Source organism: Nocardiopsis sp. KDC1DS13DA1 (assembly GCF_055632325.1).
Genome location: NZ_JBVMUY010000018.1, coordinates 1 through 20665, shown reverse-complemented (window position 1 = coordinate 20665; position 20665 = coordinate 1). Strand labels below are relative to the sequence as shown.

At 70.7% G+C, this 20665-nt stretch carries 20 protein-coding genes; 6 read left to right on the top strand and 14 right to left on the bottom strand.

The annotated features are described in order from the left end of the window. The first annotated feature begins 178 nt into the window (after nt 1-178). Nucleotides 179-454 carry a hypothetical protein gene (locus ACTVAJ_RS13735; RefSeq protein ID WP_470388514.1) on the top strand — a complete coding sequence of 92 codons (276 nt, stop codon included), beginning with the start codon at nt 179-181 and terminating at the stop codon, nt 452-454. A gap of 384 nt (nt 455-838) precedes the next feature. On the opposite strand, the gene ACTVAJ_RS13730 is transcribed toward ACTVAJ_RS13735, so the two are convergent. From ACTVAJ_RS13730 to ectA, 11 genes are all read right to left on the bottom strand, one after another. Continuing rightward, the gene (locus ACTVAJ_RS13730; protein WP_470388513.1) at nt 839-1291 is read right to left on the bottom strand and encodes an SRPBCC family protein; all 453 of its coding nucleotides are present in this window, start codon (nt 1289-1291) and stop codon (nt 839-841) included. Nucleotides 1292-1338: 47 nt separating this feature from the next. After that, the gene (locus ACTVAJ_RS13725; protein ID WP_470388512.1) at nt 1339-2337 is read right to left on the bottom strand and encodes an NUDIX hydrolase; all 999 of its coding nucleotides are present in this window, start codon (nt 2335-2337) and stop codon (nt 1339-1341) included. Nucleotides 2338-2342: 5 nt separating this feature from the next. After that, a complete protein-coding gene (locus ACTVAJ_RS13720) occupies nt 2343-4418 on the bottom strand; it encodes an RNA degradosome polyphosphate kinase (RefSeq protein WP_470388526.1) in 2076 nt (691 codons plus the stop codon). A 237-nt stretch (nt 4419-4655) separates the two neighbouring features. Further along, entirely contained in the window at nt 4656-5591 is a 936-nt protein-coding gene (locus tag ACTVAJ_RS13715; protein WP_470388511.1) for a lysostaphin resistance A-like protein, read from the bottom strand. Between the two features lie 194 nt (nt 5592-5785). Next, nucleotides 5786-6610, bottom strand: coding sequence for an ectoine/hydroxyectoine ABC transporter ATP-binding protein EhuA (ehuA, locus tag ACTVAJ_RS13710; protein WP_470388510.1), 825 nt, complete (start codon nt 6608-6610; stop codon nt 5786-5788). After that, nucleotides 6597-7235, bottom strand: coding sequence for an ectoine/hydroxyectoine ABC transporter permease subunit EhuD (gene ehuD, locus ACTVAJ_RS13705; RefSeq protein ID WP_470388509.1), 639 nt, complete (start codon nt 7233-7235; stop codon nt 6597-6599). Before ehuD ends, ehuA begins: the two co-directional genes overlap by 14 nt. A 4-nt stretch (nt 7236-7239) precedes the next feature. Further along, on the bottom strand, nt 7240-7965 hold the full coding sequence (gene ehuC, locus ACTVAJ_RS13700; RefSeq protein WP_470388508.1) for an ectoine/hydroxyectoine ABC transporter permease subunit EhuC: 726 nt from the start codon (nt 7963-7965) through the stop codon (nt 7240-7242). A gap of 7 nt (nt 7966-7972) precedes the next feature. Next, nucleotides 7973-8815: an ectoine/hydroxyectoine ABC transporter substrate-binding protein EhuB gene (gene ehuB / locus ACTVAJ_RS13695; protein ID WP_470388525.1), complete on the bottom strand. Its 843-nt coding sequence runs from the start codon at nt 8813-8815 to the stop codon at nt 7973-7975. 467 nt (nt 8816-9282) lie between these two features. Continuing rightward, on the bottom strand, nt 9283-9699 hold the full coding sequence (locus ACTVAJ_RS13690; RefSeq protein WP_017598653.1) for an ectoine synthase: 417 nt from the start codon (nt 9697-9699) through the stop codon (nt 9283-9285). A 129-nt stretch (nt 9700-9828) separates the two neighbouring features. Beyond that, nucleotides 9829-11094 (bottom strand): diaminobutyrate--2-oxoglutarate transaminase, encoded by a 1266-nt coding sequence (gene ectB, locus ACTVAJ_RS13685; RefSeq protein ID WP_470388507.1) that lies wholly within the window; start codon nt 11092-11094, stop codon nt 9829-9831. An 89-nt stretch (nt 11095-11183) separates the two neighbouring features. After that, nucleotides 11184-11708 (bottom strand): diaminobutyrate acetyltransferase, encoded by a 525-nt coding sequence (ectA, locus tag ACTVAJ_RS13680; RefSeq protein ID WP_470388506.1) that lies wholly within the window; start codon nt 11706-11708, stop codon nt 11184-11186. A 771-nt stretch (nt 11709-12479) separates the two neighbouring features. Between ectA and ACTVAJ_RS13675 the strand changes: the two genes are divergently transcribed. Next, the gene (locus ACTVAJ_RS13675; RefSeq protein WP_026127606.1) at nt 12480-12743 is read left to right on the top strand and encodes a WhiB family transcriptional regulator; all 264 of its coding nucleotides are present in this window, start codon (nt 12480-12482) and stop codon (nt 12741-12743) included. A gap of 292 nt (nt 12744-13035) precedes the next feature. After that, the gene (locus tag ACTVAJ_RS13670; RefSeq protein WP_470388505.1) at nt 13036-13755 is read left to right on the top strand and encodes a copper resistance CopC family protein; all 720 of its coding nucleotides are present in this window, start codon (nt 13036-13038) and stop codon (nt 13753-13755) included. Between the two features lie 164 nt (nt 13756-13919). Here ACTVAJ_RS13670 and ACTVAJ_RS13665 read toward each other — a convergent pair whose 3' ends face one another. Continuing rightward, a complete protein-coding gene (locus ACTVAJ_RS13665; protein ID WP_470388504.1) occupies nt 13920-14681 on the bottom strand; it encodes a PP2C family protein-serine/threonine phosphatase in 762 nt (253 codons plus the stop codon). Between the two features lie 893 nt (nt 14682-15574). Between ACTVAJ_RS13665 and ACTVAJ_RS13660 the strand changes: the two genes are divergently transcribed. Both ACTVAJ_RS13660 and ACTVAJ_RS13655 read left to right on the top strand, forming a co-directional pair. Then, on the top strand, nt 15575-16852 hold the full coding sequence (locus tag ACTVAJ_RS13660; RefSeq protein ID WP_470388503.1) for a glycosyltransferase: 1278 nt from the start codon (nt 15575-15577) through the stop codon (nt 16850-16852). A 137-nt stretch (nt 16853-16989) separates the two neighbouring features. Then, nucleotides 16990-17937, top strand: coding sequence for an anti-sigma factor RsbA family regulatory protein (locus tag ACTVAJ_RS13655; protein ID WP_470388502.1), 948 nt, complete (start codon nt 16990-16992; stop codon nt 17935-17937). A 36-nt stretch (nt 17938-17973) separates the two neighbouring features. Here the strand turns inward: ACTVAJ_RS13655 and ACTVAJ_RS13650 are convergent, their stop codons facing one another. Further along, on the bottom strand, nt 17974-18321 hold the full coding sequence (locus ACTVAJ_RS13650; protein ID WP_470388501.1) for an STAS domain-containing protein: 348 nt from the start codon (nt 18319-18321) through the stop codon (nt 17974-17976). A gap of 97 nt (nt 18322-18418) precedes the next feature. Next, nucleotides 18419-19192 carry an ANTAR domain-containing response regulator gene (locus ACTVAJ_RS13645; RefSeq protein WP_470388500.1) on the bottom strand — a complete coding sequence of 258 codons (774 nt, stop codon included), beginning with the start codon at nt 19190-19192 and terminating at the stop codon, nt 18419-18421. Nucleotides 19193-19360: 168 nt separating this feature from the next. Between ACTVAJ_RS13645 and ACTVAJ_RS13640 the strand changes: the two genes are divergently transcribed. Further along, entirely contained in the window at nt 19361-20530 is a 1170-nt protein-coding gene (locus tag ACTVAJ_RS13640) for a PAS domain-containing protein (protein ID WP_470388499.1), read from the top strand. The last annotated feature ends 135 nt before the right edge of the window (nt 20531-20665 follow it).

Sequence of the window (20665 nt, the reverse complement as noted above, 5' to 3'; positions counted from 1 at the left end):
CGCGGGCCCTGGCCGAACTTTAGGACATTTGTGTCGGCGGCGTGCGTGTCGCGGCGAGGACCCCCCGTCCCGAGGCCAATCAGCGGTAAGTGCGTCGAAGTGCTGGCCAAACGGGGAGCGTCAACCTAAAGTCACCACTGGCAGTAGTTTTGTGACTACGCAAAGTGAGGTTTTGCACGTGAAACGCACCACTGCTCTCGCGCTCGTGACCCTGGCGACCGGTGCCGCCGTCGGCCTGGCCGCCGCGCCCGCCGCCGCCGACGGCTACTGGGACGACCACCGGGGCGGCGCGAACATGGAGCGCGGCAAGGACTGGGACGGCTACCACGACCACCGGGGCGGGTCGGACATGGGCCGTGACAAGGGCTGGGACGGCTACCACGGGCACGGCCACGGCCACGGCCACGGGCACGGGCACGGCCACCACGACTGGCGCGACGGCTACTGGCACTAGACGCCGCCGTGCCCCCGCCGCGGCTCCCGCGGCGGGGGCACGCTCATGCCGGTTCAGCCTGTCCTGGCGGGGAACCCCGGGGCTCCGCCTCCGGAGGGCATCACCCCACCGGACGCGTCGAGCGCTCCGGTGGCGGGAGCCGCCACCTCCGATGTGCTTGCGGCCGCGCCCTGTCCACAGGACGCGTGCACGATGCGGGTGCGTCGGCCACCGCGGTGCGACTCAGGCCCGCACCGGCGCCCGCACGGGCGGGGACGGGGCCGCAACGGCCCAGCCGACCCTCCTGGGACGCGGGGCGGCGGTCACCCGCCCCACCGGGATCCGGGTCGGACGCGGTGGGCGCTCCCGGCATCCGGTCAGGCGTTCAACCGCGCGCCCGGTCCTTCAGGGCCGTGAGGCCGACCCCCGTTCGACCGCCTCCCTGAGCCGTACCAGGGTCCGCTCGATGCCCAGCGCGTTCTTCGCGGGCCATCCGGCCAGCACGTAGAACACCGACGGACCACGCGAGTAGTCGAAGGTCTCGGTGACCCTCGTCTCCCCCTCGGCGACCTCCTCCAGCTCGTACCGCCAGCGGTGCGGACCGACGTGCCGCCAGGCGATCAACCGGTCCTCCTCGAACTCCACCACCCGGTTGGAGATCCGGTAGGGCAGTCCGAACATGCGCATGGTCATCCCGAACCGCGAGCCGGGCGAGAGCCGGTCAGGCCCGGATCGGACACCGCGCACGGTGTCCGATCCGTCGAACTCCGGGTGCCGTGCCGGCGAGGCGATGATGTCGAAGACGCGCGTGGCGGGAGCCTTGACGGTGATGCTCCGCGAGATCCTGTGAGTGGCCATGGTCCGATGATGTCACTGCCCGTCCGGCGCGCCGGACGGGCCCCGGTTCACCCCCGGACGCCGTGCCGCTCCACCCCCGCCAACGCACCGCCCGCGGCGACGTGCACCACCCAGAACGCGCCCTTGCGCAGCCCCAGCTGTTGGGACACCGGCGCCTCGAGTCTGGTCAGCGCCTCCCGCATCAGATGCGGGACCAGTTCACCGTGGGTGCACACCACGGTGGGCCGCCCCTCCGCCAGGATGTCCTCGAACGCCTCCCGTGCGGCCGTCACGTCGGCCTCACCGCCCTCGTGGACGGTGAACGCGCGCTCGGTGCGCACCGGCACGTCGGCCTCGACGCCGTAGGGCAGCAGCGACTCGGTGCACCGGGCCGCCGCCGACGACACCACGCGCGGCCGCCCGTAGGCGCCCAGCACGCGCGGCAGGGCCAGCGCGTCGGCGCGGCCGGTCTCGTCCAGGGGTCGGAGCAGGTCGTTGTCGCGCCAGGCGCGCTTCTCCCCCGCCGACAGGTGACGGAGCAGGACCACCGGGAAGGTCTCGGCGGGCCCGGCACGGAAGTTGTCCAGCACCTGGACGTCGTGTTCGTAGGTGAGGCGGACCAGGGCGTCCTCCATGGGCACCCACTCGACGGCGGCGACCTCCTCGTTGGGTGTGTAGTCGATCGGACCGCCGGGCTCGGCGGGGGTGGCGGCCCACCACTCGACCTGTTTGGGCCACCCGTCCTTGAGGTAGCGCTGCGGCGGGAGTCGACGGCCGAGGACCGGGGTGAGGCCCGTCTCCTCCCGCACCTCGCGGACGGCGCCCATGATGAGGTGCTCACCGTTCTTGAGCTTGCCCTTGGGCAGGGTCCAGTCGTCGCGGTCGGGCCGCCTGATCAGCACGACCTCGGGTTCGCCCCGGGGGCCGGTGCGCCACAGCACGGTGCCGCCCGCGCGGATCGGCTCCAGGTAGCCGCCGACGGCCGTGTCGCGCGGCGGGAAGGCACTGGTGACCCGGGGTTCTCCGGGGCTGTCCCCGGCGTACGTGCTCTCGTCCGTGAAGTCCATGCCCCTCAGCCTTCCACCACCCGCAGGTGCCGGTCCCCGCGCAGGGTGTCCTGGAGGTCCAGGAGCGGATGGCCGTCCTCGTCGTGGGTGGCCCGGTCCCACACCCCGTCGGGGCGGAGCCGCCAGGACGAGGTGCCGTCCGACATGGCCAGTTCCATCAGGCCGACCAGGCGGCGGCACTGCTCCGGATCGGAGATCCGCACCAGGGCCTCCACCCGCCGGTCGAGGTTGCGGGGCATCAGGTCGGCGCTGCCGATCCACACCCGGGGGCGCCAGCCGTTGGCGAAGACGAAGACGCGGGAGTGTTCGAGGAAGCGGCCGAGGATGCTGCGGACGCGGATGTTCTCGGACAGCCCGGGGACGCCCGCCCGCAGGACGCAGCTCCCGCGCACCCACAGGTCGACGCTGACACCCGCCTGGGAGGCACGGTAGAGGGCGTCGATGATCTCGCGGTCGACCAGGGAGTTGACCTTGATCCGGATGTGGGCCGGCTCGCCCCTGCGGCAGTTGTCGATCTCGCCCGCGATCTGGTTCAGGAGCCCCTCCCGCAGCGCGGCGGGCGCCACGAGCAGACGCCGGTAGTGCTTCTTGCGCGAGAAGCCCGTCAGGCTGTTGAACAGGTCGCTGACGTCCTCCCCGACCTCGGCGGAGGCGCTGAACAGGCCCAGGTCCTCGTAGATGCGCGCGGTCGCGGGGTTGTAGTTGCCGGTGCCGACGTGGCAGTACCGGCGCAGCAGCCCGTCGTCGTCCTGGCGGATGACCATGGACAGCTTGCAGTGGGTCTTGAGGCCGACGACGCCGTAGACGACGTGGCAGCCCGCGTCCTCCAGCTTGCGGGCCCAGTGGATGTTGTTCTGCTCGTCGAAGCGGGCCTTGACCTCGACCAGGACCACGACCTCCTTGCCCGCGCTGGCCGCCTCGATGAGCGCCTCGACGATCGGGGAGTCGCCGCTGGTCCGGTACAGGGTCTGCTTGATCGCCACGACCTTGGGGTCGGAGGCGGCCAGGGCCAGGAACCGCTCGGTGGTGGTGGCGAAGGACTCGTAGGGGTGGTGGACGAGGATCTCGCGCTCGCGGATGGCGGCGAACAGGTCGCCGGAGTTCAGGGCCCGGGGCTCGACGGCGACCATGGGCGGGAAACAGAGTTCGGGCCGGTCGACGTCGGCGATCTGGGAGAGTCCGGCCAGGTTGAGCGGTCCGGGGACCCGGTAGATCTCCTCCTCCTCGGCGCCGAGGTGCCGGGTGAGGATGCCGAGCGTCTCGTCACTGATGGACTGCTCCACCTCCAGGCGTACCAGCGGGCCGAAGCGGCGGCGCAGGAGTTCCTGTTCGAGGGACTGGACGAGGTTGTCGGTCTCGTCCTCGTCGACCTCCAGGTCGGCGTTGCGGGTGACCCGGAAGGCGTGGTGCTCGACGACCTCCATGCCCTCGAACAGCTGCGGCAGGTGGGCGGCGATGACGTCCTCGACGGGGACGAAGCGGCCGCCGGCGCCGGCGTTGAGTTCGATGAACCGGGGCAGGGATCCGGGCACCTTGACGCGGGCGAACATGGTGCGCTCGTCGCGCGGGTCGCGCACGGTGACGGCGAGGTTGAGCGACCGCCCGGAGATGTAGGGGAAGGGGTGGGCGGAGTCGACCGCGAAGGGGGTGACGAGGGGGTAGACGGAGCGGCGGAAGTAGCCGTGCAGGTACTCGTGTTCGTCCTGGTCGAGCTCGTGCCAGCGCACGATGCGGATACCGACCTCGCGCAGGGCGGGGGCGACGCTCCTGTCGAAGCAGTCGGACTGGCGGAGCATGAGCTCTCGGGAGAACTCCGAGACGCGTTCGAGCACGGCGCGCAGGTTGTGGCCGCTGGAGGAGGTCACGGAGACCCCGGTCGCGATGCGGCGTTTGAGCCCGGCCACCCGGACCATGAAGAACTCGTCCAGGTTGCTGGAGAAGATGGCGAGGAACCGCGCGCGTTCCAGGAGGGGGACGGTCTCGTCCTCGGCGAGTTCGAGGACCCGTTGGTTGAACCGGAGCCACCCCTCCTCCCGGTCCATGAACCTGTCCGGCGGCAGGTCGGCGATCGTGGGCTCCACTGTCGTTGGCGCTGATTCCGTGCTCACAGGTGGCAGACTCCCCCCTGTTCATGACTGGACGGTGACCTCCCCGTGAGGGGAATATGACCGCCGTGCGACTGCTATGGAGCTTCTGTACCCATCAGGACACCTTCATCCGAACACCGAACGCAGAGTTTGCGTGGTCTTCACACGGTGGAGCGGCGGCGCGCCCGCGGTCAACACGGTGCGTCACGGGGCTCGGGAGGCACGGGGGGCTCAGTGGATGAGGGCGTCGAGTCCCGGCGGCAGGATGATGACGAACAGCGCGATGCGCAGGAGCACGGCGATCCAGACGTTGCGGAAGCACGTCCACAGGTAGCCGTAGAGGAAGCCGCTCACACCGTAGGTGAGCAGGGACAGGCCGAGGTCCTCCGCAAGGTCCCGGCCCCGGATCTGGGCGACCGCGTCGTGGGGCTGCGTGACCGCGTAGGCCAGGGCGAAGACGGTCGAGGCGGCCGCGATACCGGCCCAGCGGCCCAGGATGAACTCCAGCCGGGTCTGCACCATGGCACGGAAGAAGATCTCCTCGCACAGCGAGACCAGGGCGAAGGCCAGGAAGAAGCCGATGACGGCCAGGGACAGCTGGGGCAGGCCGAAGGCGGGCACGAGCCGGTAGGCGATGAGCCCCACGGCGAGGCCCACGGAGATCAGGCCGAGCCACCGCCAGGGCTCGCGTACGGCCATCGCGAGCGCCGGCATGGCGGTGCCCTTGCCGTCGATGGTGACCCCGGAGCGGTCCATGACGAGCATGGGCAGGGTGAACAGGAACAGCAGCCGGGACACCAGGGAGACGGACATCCGCAGGTCCATGCCGAGCTCCTCCCCGTACAGGGAGGAGACCCACGAGAGCACGAACATGGACAGGACGAACCCGCAGAGGAACACCGTGAGCCAGCCGACCTCACGGTGGATCGGATGCCCGTCGAGGGCGGCGGCCACCTGCCGGTCGAGCTGGTCGCGGTCGCCGAACCAGCGGACGAGCGCCCAGGTGACGACCCCGGCGACCAGCATCGGCCCCCAGACGGCCACGTAGACCGGACGGGACTCGCCCAGGAGGTCGACGATCAGTTCGGGGCGGGCGATCATCGCCACGGCGAGCAGGGCGAAGAACGCACCCCACGAGACGAGCCCCCAACTGCGCACCTTGGTCACAAGAGTCCCCCCAGCATCAGAGCACCCATTCTGCCCAAGGGGAAACTAAAAGTGATCTAATGACTACGGTATGTCGTCAGTGTGGCCGGGCACACGTCGGCCCGGGACGCGGCGCGCCCCGGGCCGGCGGATCGCCCGCCGGACTCCGCCGCCCCCGCTCGGGTCGGCCGGGCCCGGTCGGGCCGGTCAGGTCCTCAGAACCCGTTGTCGAGCACCGAACGCAGGAAGGACTTGGTCCGCTCCTCCCGCGGGTCCTCGAAGATCTGCTCAGGCGGCCCCTCCTCGGCGATCTGGCCCTTGTCGAACATCAGGACGCGGTGCGACACGTCGCGCGCGAACGCCATCTCGTGGGTCACGCACAGCATCGTGATGTCCGTGGTCTCGGCCACCTGGCGGAGCACGTCCAGGACCCCCGCCACCAGCTCCGGGTCGAGGGCGGAGGTGACCTCGTCCAGCAGGAGGATGTCGGGGCGCATCGCGAGCGCGCGGGCGATGGCCACGCGCTGCTGCTGGCCGCCGGACAGCTGCGTCGGGTGGGCGTCGATCTTCTCGCCGAGGCCGACCAGGTCCAGCAGCTCCTCCGCCCGCTGGTTCGCCTCGTCCTTGGGCAGGCCGAGGACGTGCACGGGCGCCTCGATGACGTTCTTGCGCACCGTCATGTTGGGGAACAGGTTGAACTGCTGGAACACCATGCCGATGCTCCTGCGCTTCTGGCGCAGGTAGCCCTCGCTGGCGGGGACCAGGTGGCCGCCCCGCCGCATGTGGCTGAACGGCTCCCCCGCCACGTAGATGTGGCCCTCGGTGACCTTCTCCAGGGTCATGAGGAGGCGGAGGATCGTGGTCTTGCCCGAACCGCTGGGGCCGATGAGCGTGACCCGCTCACCGGGTTCGACCGAGAAGTCGAGGTGGTCGAGGACGGTGAGGTCCCCGAACCGCTTGACCACCTGGTCGAAGACGATCTGCGGCTGCCCCGCGCCCCCCTGGGGTGTTTCTGCGGACGGGGTCTCAGACGGCGGCATAGCGTCGCTCCAGTCGTCGAATCAGGATCGCGGAGGGGATGCTCACCACGAGGAAGAGGAAGCCGACCAGGGTGTAGGCCTCCACGACGCGGAAGCTCGCGCTGCCGATCCTCTGGGCCTGGGTGAGCAGTTCGGTCACACCGATCGCGAAGAGCAGCGGCGTGTCCTTGAACATCGCGATCAGGTAGTTGCCCAGCGCGGGGATGACCTTGCGGATCGCCTGCGGCAGCACGATCGCGCCCCAGGTTCGGGTGGCCGGGAGGCTCAGCGCCCGGGCCGCCTCCCACTGGCCCTTGGCCACACCCTCGATACCCGAGCGGTACACCTCGGCGGTGTAGGCGGAGTAGTGCACGCCCAGCACCACGACACCGACGGTCATCGCGGAGACGGTGGAGGGGACGAGGAGGAAGACGAAGACCAGTTGGACCACGAGCGGGGTCGTCCGGATGAACTCCATGACTCCGTGCACGATCGGCCCGGCCACGCGCACGCGTCGGACCATGGAGATCAGCAGGCCGAGGGAGAGCGCGATGAGGTAACCCAGGATCGTGGCCTGAACGGTGACCCAGAGCCCGGACAGCAGGTCGGGCATGGCCTCGGCGGTGAACTCGAAATCCCAGATCACAGGCCTACACCCCCGCCCCGGAACCGGAGACGACCGGGTGCTTCAGCAGGGCGCTCAGACCGGTGCCGCCCGGCGGCGTCCGGCCCAGCTTGCGGTTGGCGCGGCGTTCGAGGAGACGCATGCCGAGGATCAGCACCTGCGCGATCAGGAAGTAGAGGATGAGAGCACCGATGAACGCCACGATCGTCTCACCGGTGGCCTGGCGCATCTGCTGCGCGACGGCGGTCAGATCGACGACGCCGATGAGGTAGGCGACGGCGGTCGCCTTCATCAGCTCGATGACCAGGTTGCCGAACGTGGGCAGCATCTGCGCCCAGGCCTGCGGCAGGACGACCAGTCGCATCCGCTGGAACCAGGACAGGTTCAGCGCGACCGTGGCCTCCACCTGTGACTTGGGCACGGCGTTGATGGCCGCCCGGACCACCTCGGCACCGTAGGCACCGACGTTGAGTCCCACGGCGAGGATCGCGGCGAACCGGTCCTCCAGCTGGAAACCGGTGAGCTGTGGCAGGGCGTAGGCCATCCAGAACATCAGCACGAGGGCGGCGATGCCCCGGAACACCTCGACGTAGACCGTGGCCACGGCCCTGGGCAACCAGTGGGGAATGGTGCCCAGGATGCCGAAGGCCATGGCCAGGACGAAGGCCAGGGCACTACCGCCGAGGGTGAGCTGGATCGTGACCCACGCGCCGTCGAGATAGAGCGGAAGCCGCTCGATCAGGAACTGCACGTCGGGATCAGCCCTCGCAGAGTTGTTCGGTGGTGGTGTCGTCGGGCAGGTCGGCCTCGGTGAAGCCCCACTCCTCGCCCAGTTCCAGGAGACGTCCGCTCTCCTTGAACTCGGCGATCACGCGGTTCACCTCGGCGAGCAGCTCGGTGTCCGCCTGCCGCAGGGCCAGGCCGCCCCAGCCGCGCTCCTCGTTCCCGTCGATCTCGGGGAAGAAGGCCTCGGTGACCTCGAAGGGACCGCCGCGGTCGATCAGCAGGTACTCGTGGGAGACCTTCAGCATGGAGACGGCGTCGACGCGGCCGGCCTCCAGGCGCTCGTAACCGGTGGTCTGGTCGGGGATCAGCTCCAACTGGTCCTCGGGGATCCCGAAGTGCTCCGCGTAGCTCTGCTCGACGGACCCATTGAGGACCGCGAGGCGCAGGTCGGGGTTCTCCGCGAACGAGGTGAAGTGGGTGATGTCCTCGGGGTTGCCCTCCTGCACGAGGAAGGCCTCCGGCGAGGTCGCGGTCGGCTCGCTGAAGGCGACCTGCTCACAGCGCTCCGGGGTGATGAACATGCCCGCGGCGATGACGTCGAACCGGTTGGACTGTAGGCCCGGGATGAGGCCGTCCCAGGCGACCGGAGAGGCCTGGATCTCGGGAACACCCAGCTCCTCGAAGACCGCGGCGGCCACGGCCGGGGACTGCCCGGCGGGCTCTCCGGCGTCGTTGATGAAGCCGAAGGGGATCTCGTTGGCCAGACCGACCGCGACGAAGCCCTGCTCACGCAGGCGCTCCAGGGTCGACGTCCCCCCTTCCTCACCTCCGCCCCCGCCGTCCTCGACACGGCTACAGGCGGCGAGCCCGGCCACGGCCAGTCCGGCTCCACCCAGACGGAACGCGTCCCGGCGACCCAGGGCGCCTCGGGTGACCGCTGAAACCTGCTTCTTCACGACTGCTCCTCGTGTAACTGAGTGCGGTGCCGCTCCCGAGGGACGACGGCACCGCGCGTTCGGATGGGGACGCCTGTGCGGGCTGGTGTCCGCGGCCGAGTCACTCCGCGGGGTCCGGCCGTCGACCGGGACACGGACCGACGGCGCAGGTATGGGTCTCTCCCTCCCCGGGCCCGCCCAGCAGTAACAAGGCAGGTTTAGTCCGTTATGCACTGGTTATGAGCACTTGGCTGCATGGTGAACAGCCCGGACAGACGTTCATACCGGGTCACCTGTGGCTCGTGACCCTGGGTGTGAAACCCGATCACCCTGGGGCCCAGTTCCGTACACGACTGTGGGCGGGGCCCGAAAACCACGGACCCCGCCCACTCGTTCACACTCGGTCGTCAGGAGACCGGGGTGCTCTCCGACTCCGGCTCCTCGATGATGAGCGGGTACACGCCGTTCTCATCGTGCACCTCGCGCCCGGTCACCGGCGGGTTGAACACGCACAGCACACGGAAGTCCTCCTTGATGCGGAGCGTGTGCTTCTCGTGACCGTCGAGCAGGTAGAGGGTGCCCGGGGTGATGGTGTGCTTCTCACCCGTCTCCTCGTTGGTGAGCTCGGCCTCGCCCTCGATGCAGTGCACGAGCTCGACGTGGTTGGCGTACCACATCGTGGTCTCGGTACCCGCGTACAGGACGGTCTCGTGGAAGGAGAAGCCGACGCCCTCCTTCGCGAGGATCATCCGGCGGCTGCGCCAGTTGCCGTGCTTGACGTCACGGTCGGTGTCGTTGACGTCGTCCACGCTGCGAATGATCACTGAACTCTCCTTAACGCGCTCTCGCGCCGTCGCTTCTGGTCCATTGAACACGGTCAGGGGCCGGTCGGCTTCCCGAATCGGGGAGGCCGACCGACCCCGTGGCCGTTCGCCCCTCAGAGAGGGCGGGTACTACACCGGCTGGGCGACCTTCACGGCCGCGCGGGTGGCGTCGGCGATGATGTCGAGCCCCGCGGTGAGCTCCTCCTCCGTCGTGGTGAGCGCCGGGAGGAGCTTGGCGACCTCGTCCTCGGGACCGGAGGTCTCCAGGAGCAGGCCGCGCTCGAAGGACTCGGCGGCGACCCGCTTGGCGATCGCGACATCCTCGAAGGCCAGACCACGGGCCAGGCCGCGGCCGCGCACGTGCGCGCCGACCTCGGGGAACTCGCCGGCGATCTCCGTCAGGCGGGCGGCGACCATGTCGCCCTTGGCCTTGGTGGCGCGGGCGAAGGCGTCGTCGCTCCAGAAGCGGCGCAGCGCCTCGGTGCCGGTGACCATGGCCGGGTTGAATCCGCGGAACGTGCCGTTGTGCTCGCCCGGGCCCCACACGTCCAGCTCGCGCTTGAACAGCGTGAGCGCCATCGGCAGGCCGTACCCGCTGATGGACTTCGACAGCGTGACGATGTCCGGGGTGATCCCGGCCTCCTCGAAGCTGAAGAAGCCGCCGGTGCGACCGCAGCCCATCTGGATGTCGTCGACGATCATCAGGATGTCGTACTCGCGGCACAGGTCGGACAGTCCGCGCAGCCAGCCGGCGCTGGCCGCGTTGATGCCGCCCTCGCCCTGGACGGTCTCGACGATGACCGCGGCGGGCTTGTCCAGGCCGCTGCCGCTGTCCTCCAGCAGGCTGCGCAGCCAGAGGAAGTCCGGCGTCTGACCGTCGAGGTAGTTGTCGAACGGCATGGTGGCGACGTGGTCCAGCGGGACGCCGGCGCCGCCGCGCTTCATGGAGTTGCCGGTCACCGCCAGGGCGCCCAGGGTCATGCCGTGGAAGCCGTTGGTGAAGTTGATGATGGTCTGGCGACCGGTGTACTTGCGGGCCAGCTTGAGCGCGGCCTCGACCGCGTTGTTGCCCGCGGGACCGGGGAACTGGATCTTGTAGTCCAGGCCCCGGGGTTTGAGGATGATCTCCTCGAACGTTTTCAGGAAGTCCCGTTTGGCGGTGCTGTAGGCGTCGAGGCTGTGCACGATGCGGTCATCGGTCAGGTACTCGATGAGCGAGCTCTTCAACTCCGGGTTGTTGTGCCCGTAGTTGAGGGACCCGGCCCCGGCGAAGAAGTCCAGGTAGGGCCTGCCGCTCTCGTCGTAGACGTGGCTTCCGAGGGCCCTGTCGAACACCACCGGCCAGTTCCGGCAGTATCCGCGGACTTCGGATTCGAGGCGCTGGAAGGTCTCCATCGTGGGTTCCTTGGTTCCTTTCCCCAGGTTCGTGGGCTCAGGGCTTTGACGACGGGGCGGGTCAGAATCGGTCGGTCCGGTGCGGACGGTCAGGCACGCTCTTGGCTCGTTCCCTGCCCGAAGGGGCCGATGCGCACGAGTTCCTCGGGTTCGTGGGAGACCCCGCCATCCTGCGGGAAGTGCTCCCCGGTGAAGAGAGGGCTCCACTCGATCTCCGCGCCCCGGTCGCGGGCGAACGAGGCGAACAGAGCGCGCGAGGCGGTGTTGTCCGGTGTGACGGTCGCTTCGAGGTAACGCAGTCCCATGCCGGCGAACTCGTCGCCGACGAAGTCGAGCATCCGGCGGGCCAGCCGCTGTCCTCGGAAGGAGGAGTCCACGGCGACCTGCCAGAGGAAGTACGTGTCCGGGCTGTCGGGGCGCACGTATCCGGTGACGTAGCTGGCGAGACGGCCCGCGTCGTCGTAACCGACGACGCTGGTCCCCGCGAAGTCACGGCACCAGAGCGTGTAGGCGTACGGGGAGTTGACATCCATCCCCGCCTCTCCCGCCAGCCGCCACATGCGCGGCCCGTCCTCCGCTGTGGGGTGCGCCAGGCGCACGCTCCCACGGCTCACGGCCCCTGTGGTTCCGGAGCCGTTGGCCCCGCCGTCAGTTCGGTCGTGTGCTTGGAGGTTCGTTCGTAGATGTGGCACGTCGATCGAACTTAGCGAACGAATGTCAATGACGTTTCAGAGAGACTCCGCGCAGATGTTTCATCAGCTCAGCATCGGGTATGGCTCGTCTATTTAGCAGCGCGACACCGCCCTGACCAGGGCCTTCGTGAGAGGCGCACCGAACCGCCCTCGACCCGCGAGCCCCCTGCCCATCAGGGACTTCACCGCTCCGGCCGGGGCCGACCCCCGGTGGGTGCGCGCCCGATCCATCCCGTGTGGCCGACAGCACTCAGGGTCAAACATAGGGCCTTGACGAGCAATATTAACAGTGCGTTAAGTCACATCAATTCGGTGGAAACCTCGCGACATAACGTCTTCGCCGCGCGGATCCCTGCGCGGACCCGCACGTCAGACCACTCCGGAAACCGGCCCTGGACAGGGACTTCCCCTCCGGACCGGTGTCCGCTCCGCTCCGGCCGCCTGCCCCGCGACCCCTCGCGCACGGCCGCCCCGGCACCGACACGAGCGCACCGGTGCCCTTGATGTCTCGCCGACTTTCCATCAGACTCCGTGTAGTACTACATCAGGTCGTACTACACTTAGTCGCATCGCTTCGCCGCAGACCAGAGGGGTCGAGCACCCGACAGCCGTGGTGAGGACGAGGACTCGCCCGCCGTGCGACCCACGGTGCGGCCACTGACCACGGATCGCAGCCACGGATCGGAGGCGCACGTGAACCGCCTTTACCACGAGAGCGAGGACTGGGTCGAGCAGGGGAACTGCCGTTCCCACGACCCGGAGATCTTCTTCCCGGTGAGCAGCACCGGGATCGGTCGCGCCGACACCGAGCAGGCCGTCGCCGTCTGCCGCAGCTGTACTGTTCGCCAAGAGTGCCTGCGGTGGGCCCTGCGAGCCGGAGAGGCCCACGGCGTCTGGGGCGGCACGACCCCGGAGCAGCGCCGCTACATGCGACGCGAGTTGGTCCCGGCCTCCTGAGGCGGTGGCCGGGGCCGTCGGGCGCGAGGGGGACCGCGCCCGGCGGCCCCTTCCCGTCTGCGCGTGCGCCCGCCCTCCGCCGCACCCCGACCGTCGTCTCCGACCCGGTCACCGCAAGGACGGAGAGGGAACCCGCCCGCGGATACGGTCGACTACTGGGGAGAGCGCCGTGGGAGTCGTGCCGAGGGTCGCGTGGCAGGGTGGGGTCGACTGACCACCCCCTGGTTCCGAACACATGCGATCCGGCCTTCTCCGCCGGTGCGTGTACCGACCCCGAGCACTGGGAGAAGACATGGCGTCCACCGAGACCACGTACGCGCCCGACGGCGCGGCCGACCGCCGCCTCCTCCGTCTGGTCGCCGCCGCCGCGGCTCCGCTGACCGCCGCCGCACTGGCCCTGGCGCCCGCGCCCGCCCTCGCCCACGACGTCCTGACCGGCTCCTCACCCGAGGACGGCGCCACCCTGGAGGCCGCGCCCGAGGAGATCGTGCTGAGCTTCAACAACGCGCCGATGTCGTCGGACAGCGCGAGCGACATCATCGTCACCGGCCCCGACGGCGAGCAGTACCAGGACGACGAGAGCCTCGGGTTCGACGAACTGGACGTGACCACGGGCCTGCTCCCCCTGGACCAGGCGGGCGAGTACACCGTCGGCTTCCGGGTCGTCTCCTCCGACGGCCACCCCATCCAGGACACGCTCACGTTCACCCTGACCGAGGAGGCCGCCGCCGGGGCCGCCGAGGCGGCGGAGCCGGGGGACGACCAGGCCGCGGGGGGCACAGGGGCCGCGGAGGGCGGCGAGTCCACCGATGCGACGGCCGCCCCCGCGGAGGAGACCTCGGTCGCGGCCGACGAGGCGGCGGCCGAGACCGGTTCCGACGGCCCCCCGGTGACCACGATCGTGGTCGTGGGCGCCGTCGCCGCGGTGGTGATCGCCATCGGCGCGATCGTGCTGCTGGCGGTACTGCTGCGCTCCCGTGCCGCCTCGGGCTCGCGCGGCGACCGGAACTGACCCGCCCCCGTCCCGGGCCCCCGCCCGGCTTCGGCTGTTCGGGCGCCCGAGGAGCCGGGCGTCCCCGTCCCGGGGCGACCGTTCCGGAAAACCAGGACCGGGACGAACACGGCGGGGCCCGGACACGATGTCCGGGCCCCGCCGTCGTTCCCGCTACGGGCGGTTCACACGCGGCGCGCGAGCAGGATGCTGATGTTGTCCTTGCCGCCCGCCTCCATCGCCGCCTGCCAGAGGGCGTGCACGGCGGCCTCGTCACTGCCCGCCTCGGCGATCATCCGCTCCATCTCCTCCGGCAGGACCAGATCGGACAGCCCGTCGCTGCACATGAGCCAGGCGCTGGGGTCGGCCGCCTCGTCCCGGCCCACGTGCGGCACCATCGCGCCGCCCGCGCTGCCGCCGAGGGACTGGGTGATGAAGTTGGTGGTGACCGGACGGCCGTCCTCGGAGGGCGGAAGCGCAGGAGAGTCGTCCTCGGAGAGTTGGCGCAGGTGACGCCCCTCCAGGCGGTAGGTCCGCGAGTCACCGACGTTGAACCAGAAGTTGCCGTCGTTGTTGAGCAGGACACCGGCGACCGTGGTCCCCATACCGGAGAACTCGGTGTGCTGGGTGGCGTGGTCCTTGATCTCCTCGTCGATGTTGCTCAGGAGCTGGGCGATCTCGTCGGGCCCCTTGAGCCGCGGCCCCATCTCGGCCATGCGGTGCACGGCGTGTTCGGAGGCGATCTCCCCCGCGGCCTGGCCGCCGATCCCGTCGGCGACCGCGAGGATGACGGGCTCACTCACCGGCAGAACGCAACGGACCGGTGAGGTCATGTTGGCGCTGGCGACGGTGAGCGCGCCCATGACGACGGAGTCCTCGTTGGCGGGACGGACAGCGCCCCGGTGCGTGAGGGCCGTGACAATGACTTCCCCACCAGCGACACCCATACGCCCTTCCTCCCGTTTCGTCGGCCGTGGCCGGTTGCCCGACGCGCGGCGCCGGACGTTGCTCGAGTCCCGTTCAACGTGTGGATTCTGTAACCGTACCGAGGTACCGGCGGAGTCGGTCAAAATCCGCGTACATCATGGCGGAAAACACCCGGATACGCAGTTCCCACGCGGGTTGTCGCCGACGAAAGTGTCGTTGTCAATGTGCCGGTGGTGAACGAGGTCCAGTCCTGTTGTTCCCGTCCGACAGTAGCGGTGGCACACCGGCCGCGACAGTGGGGACCGGACGAGATCGGGAAGCCACAGTACAGAGGGCCTCCTCCCGGATTACGGGCATGACCGAAGCACCCCTTTGGCACGGTCAACGACACCCTGTGACGTTGTGACTCACCTGACCGTCTGGCAGAATGGCCCTGTTGGGTGTCTAAGACGCAGACACACACGACCTCGCCCCGAGCGTTGACCCGATCCGGGTTCGCACGGTGGCTCGCTTTCCCGACCGGTCGTTTGGTGTGGTGTCCGTGCGTCTGCCCTCCCCTCCTTCTTCCTCTCCGCCACCCGGCTCCCGCGTGCCCTCCGTGCGCGCGGTGCTGAGTGCTGCCCGCAGACCGCCGCCGGCACGGCGAACGCACCTCATCGTCCCCTGACGCGTCCCGGCCCCGTGCCGCGCGCGCCGACCACCGGACGGGCCCGGAGGGCGGCCCGTCGACCACGTTTCCCTCCCGGGGGGCTCCGACCCCGCTCCGGAGTCTCCCCGGGCCCGCCCGCCCGTCGCCCGCCACCGCCCGTCAGGGGCGCCTCGCGCGGGGACGGCCAACCCTCAACGGACGGCCTCCGGCCGCAGCACCCGCCCACGACGGACACCGTCTCTCGTGTCCAAGGAGTCCAGCCCAGTGAAGATCGCCATGGTCGCCGAACACGCCAATCCTCTCCCCGCCCACCGGGGGGAACCGGCCTGCCCGGCGAGTCTGCACGCCTGCGCCGTGTCCCGGCAGCTCGCCAAACGCGGCCACAAGGTCACGGTGTACTCGCGCCGGAGCGACCCCGAGCAGCCCGACGGCCGTACCCGCATGTCGCGGGGGGTGTCCGTCGTCTACCTCGACGCCGGCCCGGCCCGCCCCCTCGGCGGTGACGAGGAGGCCGAGCACACCGGATCCTTCGGCACCGCCCTCGCCTCCGCCCTCGACGAGGACGCCCCGGACGTGCTGCACGCCGTCGGGTGGACCAGCGGGTTGGCCGCCCTGCACGCCCAGGCGCACTGCGACCGGGACCAGAGCGGCACCCCGATCGTCCAGACCTTCCACTCGCTCAACGCCAGCGAACAGCGCTCCGGCCTCGACCACCAGCCCGAACGCGCCCGCATGGAGACGATCCTGGCGTCGCGCGCCGACCACGTCCTGGTCAACTCGACCGACCAGCAGGGCGAACTGGCCCGACTCGGCGTGCCCCGCCACCACGTCAGCGTCGTCCCCTTCGGCGTGGACACCGACCACTTCAGTGTGGAGGGCAGCGCGTCCTCCGAACCCTGGCAGACCCGCCGCGAGGACCGGCCCCGCATGGTCTCGGTCACGTCCCTGTCCGGCTCCGGCGGCGCCGACCGGCTGGTCGAGGCGATGACCCGGCTGCCCGAGGCCGAACTCCTCATCGTGTCGACCGCCGAGGACCGCGACGTGGCCCTGGACGAGAACGCACGCGCCCTCGAACTGCTGGCGAAGGAGGCGGGCGTGGACGACCGGGTCCACCTGACCGGCCCCGTGGAGCGCAAGGAGCTGCCGCGACTGCTGCGCTCGGCGGACGTGTACGTCTCCGCGGCCGCCTACGACCCCTACGGCGGGGCGGTCGTGGAGGCCATGGCGTGCGGCCTGCCCGTGGTCGCCACCGCCACGGGCGCGGTCCCCGGCGCGGTGCTGCACCGCACCAGCGGCGTCCTGATGCGGTTCGGCCGGCCCGACGAGGTGGCCCGCGCCGTGCGGGCCGTCCTCAACACCCCGACGATGAGTTCGGCGTACGGCATCGCCGCCGCCGACCGCGCCCGTTCCCGGTTCACGTGGCAGCGCATCGCGGTGGAGACCGAGATCGCCTACGAGCGTTCCCTGCCCCAGACCCCGGAGAACGAGGAGCCCGACGAGGACGAGGTCGACGGCGTCCTGCTCTCGACGGCCGCCCGCTGAGCCGTGTCCCCGTTCCCTCCGCGCACACCCTCCCGGTCCCTCGGAACCTTCTCCGGGGGACCGGGCGCGGAGTGGGTACATCTCAGACGACGGCGCACCCGCCCCGGCGCCGCTCCCCCGAACGCGAACCCTCACCGATGACCTTCGAACACCAGGGCCTGCTCTTCCACCGCGAGCAGAGACTCCACGAGGTGGCCCAGCAGCGGTTGCGCTCCGCCGTACGCGAGAACGCCCACGCCGTGCTCGCCGTCAGCGCGTGCCGTGCGGCCGCCCTGACCGAGGGCCTCGACGCACCGGAGCGGGCCCGGGTGCACGTCACCGACCGCGCCGATCTCTACGACGGGCCGGGGCGGACGCTGGCCCTCCTGCACCGGCTGGCGCTCACGCACGGACCGTCACCCGTGGTGGTGGTCGCCGAGCCCCCGCTGGCCGGCGGATCGGCGATGGAACTGCGGGAGTGGCTCCGCCTGGAGTCCGTCCTGTCCACCGCGCTCGCCCCCGTGCCGCTGCGGTTGCTGTGCGTGCACGACGCGCGCGGCCTCACCCCGCACGTGCGGTCGGCGGTGCGCGCCACCCACCCGGTGCTGGTGGGACCGAACGGCCCCCACCACAACGGCATGTACCTGGGGACGGCGGCGTACGGGGTCCGGCCGACCGCACCGGAGCCGCTGCCGGTCACGGGGCCCGCCCACCGGTTGGAGATCGGACAGTCCCTGCCGCGGCTGCGCGGAGAGCTCACCGACCTCGGACGCGCGACGGGCTGGCCGGAGGAGAGGGTGGACGATCTGGTCGTGGCGGTGAACGAACTGGCCGCCAACGTGCTGGAGCACGGTGCGGGCAAGGGCACGGTGACCGTGTGGCGCGCGCAGGGGCGATGGGTGTGCGACGTCTTCGACGAGGACGGCGGCCTCGCCGACCCGTTGACCGGCTATCGACCGGCGGACGGGACGCGCCCGCGCGGGTACGGGTTGTGGATCACCCGGCAGACCTGCGACTTCCTGGAGATCTGCGGCAGCGCGACGGGGTCGCTGGTCCGGCTGCACTTTCTCGACCGGGTCGAGTCGCGCGCCCGGGACACGGGCTGAGAGGGGGTGCCGACGGGGTTGCGCGGAGCGGTCCGGCTACGGCCGGAGCGAGTCGACCGCGGCGTCGGTGCTCACCACGATGGGGATGACCTGGTCGATCCCGGCGATCACGAACAGACGGTGGACCTGCTGCTGGGGTTCGGAGACCACGAGGCCGACGCCGCGGTCGCGGGCGTGCCGGTAGGCGGCGACGAGTACACCGATACAGCGGGAGTCGCAGAAGGCGACCTTGGCGAGGTCGACCACCACTCCGCCGGGACGCTCCTCGGACAGGAGCCCGTCGAGGACCTCCGCCAGGGCCGGAGAGGTCACCGCGTCCATCTCCCCCACGGGGGTGACCACGACGACGCCATCCTCGCGACGAATCGAGATGTCTGACGTCACTCTCGGCTCTCCTTGTCGTTCCGGGACGGCCCCGGAAGCCCATCATCCCCGCTTTCGGTCACGCTCGGGACTCATCGGTGTGAGGCCGGCACCGTGTTCACCGACCGTCCGCGCCCGGCCGCCGGGTCCGGGCCGGGGCACCCGTGTTCTCCCGGACCAGGTCGCGCGCCACGTCCACGACCTTCATCCGGTTGCGTTGGGCGACCTCGCGCAGCGCCGCGAAGGCCGTGTCCGCGTCACAGGCGCGCGCGTGCATGATGATGCCCTTGGCCTGGTCGATCACGGTCCGCGCGGACATCGCCCGGCGCATGTGCGCGGTCTCACGGGCCACGTCGGCCTGACGGCCCACGCTGAGCAGGGCGACCGCGGCGTGTTCGGCGAGCAGTGCGGTGAGGGGCAGGACCACGTCCTCGTCGAAGGCGTCGGCCCGGCCGGAGTGCACGCCGAAGGTCACGACGCGGTCGTCGTCGCCCTGGTCCCCCGGGATGAGACTGGGCTGTGTGACGGACGACCGGTCGCCGCACTGCACGGCCATGCTGGTGTAGCGGGGCCAGCGGTGTTCGCGCAGGACGTCGCCGACGCGCACCTGGCGCATCTCGCGCACCGCCTCGACCGTGGGCCCCTGGTCGCTGGTGTACTGGTACTCGAACGCCTCGGACAGGTCCGCGTGCGAGGCGCCGTAGTCGGTCACGACGTGCCGGACGGACCCGTCGGGCCCCTCGACCTCGCGCCAGACCACCACCAGTGCGGCGGAACAGCCGGGCACGCCCAGCGCGGCCGCCCTGCTCATCTGGTCCAGGGCGCGTTCGAGGGTGGTGTTCTCGGCCTGGCCCAGCGCGCCGATGTCGCGCGCCAGGCGTTCGATCCACACCGTCCCACCTCGCTTCCGCCGCCGTGTCCCCGGTCCCGGGGCGTGTTCCACGGTAACCGTGGCGGGCACCGCACCTCACATCGGTTAGCGTCGGTGTGAGTCAACGGCGTCAGGACCACCTGACGGGTACCGCCGAAGACACGATCGACGACGACCGGAGACCTGAGCGTGTCGGACAACCTCGCCGGGCTGCGCAGGGAGATCACCGCTCTGGGAGAGCGGGTGGCCGCCCTCGGCAGCACCCACGCCATGTATCCCGACGACGCCCAGAGCACGGCCGAGGCGGCGCTGGCGGAGCTGGAGTACGCCGAACGCCTGCTGGGGGAGGCGGACGAACTGCTCAACCGGGCGCGCCCGGAGCAGCCCGGCCCGCGCCGGTCGGGCGACGACGGCGACCGGGTCCTGCTGCGCGCGATGTTCGCGGAGCTGAGCGTGCCCGTGGTGCTGCTTGACCACGACGGCTACATCCGGCGGATCAACAACGCCGGGGCCGCCCAGCTGGGCAGCGCTCCCGGCTACCTCACCGGCAAACCCTTCGCCCACTTCGTCGACCTGCGCAAACGCGCGACGATGCAGTCGTGGCTGGCGTCGGTCCTGCGCGGCGACGGTACCGCCTCGCTGGAGTCGCGGCTGGCACAGCGCGGCTGGGCGGAGGACGTGCACCTGACCCTGACCCGGCTGGAGCTGCCCACGGAGGCGCACCCGCTCGTACTGGTCGCGATGTCCCCGCCGATGAACGGTTCCGAGGAGGAGGGGCCCGCGCCGCTGGAGCCGGAGGTGGAGGACCAGGTCGTCGTCCTGGCCGCCCGGAGGCTGGACGTGCTGACCCGGATGACGCGACTGCTGCTGCGCGGCGCGGGGCCGGGCGGCAGGGGTGGTCCGCTCGCCCTGGCCGACGCCGCCGAACTGCTGGCGGACTCCTACGCCGACTGGGTGATCGTGGACGTGTGCGACCTGCCCACCGACCCGCGCGCGGCCAGGCGCGCCGCGGTGGCCGGGCCGCCCGACGCGCCGGAGGGGCTGCGGGCCGAGGTGGCGGCGGCGCCGCGGGACTCCGCCGTCCCGGGCGAGGTTCTGGGCAGCGGCCAGTCGCAGCTGTTCCCGCTGATCGAGGAGGAGGACGTCCTCGGGTACGCGGAGTCGGGGGCGCCGCTCCTGGCGGCACTGGGCGCGGGATCCCTGCTGTCGGTGCCGTTGCGCGGAAGCCGGGGGGTGCGCGGCGCGCTGACCCTGATCCGGCGCAGCAACCGGGGCAGTTTCCGCCTCGCCGACCTGGGTCTCATCGAGGAGATCGGCGAGCACATCGGCCTGGCGCTCCCGCCGCGCCCCTCCCCCTGAGCCCTGAGCCCTGAGCGAGGGGCGTACGGGGTTCTGCAGGAGGAGCCGAGCCGCGAGCGAGGAACGAGCGACAGGCGAAGGCGACCACGAAGAACCCCGTACCCCACGCCCCGAGCCCCGTGCGAACGTGTGAGC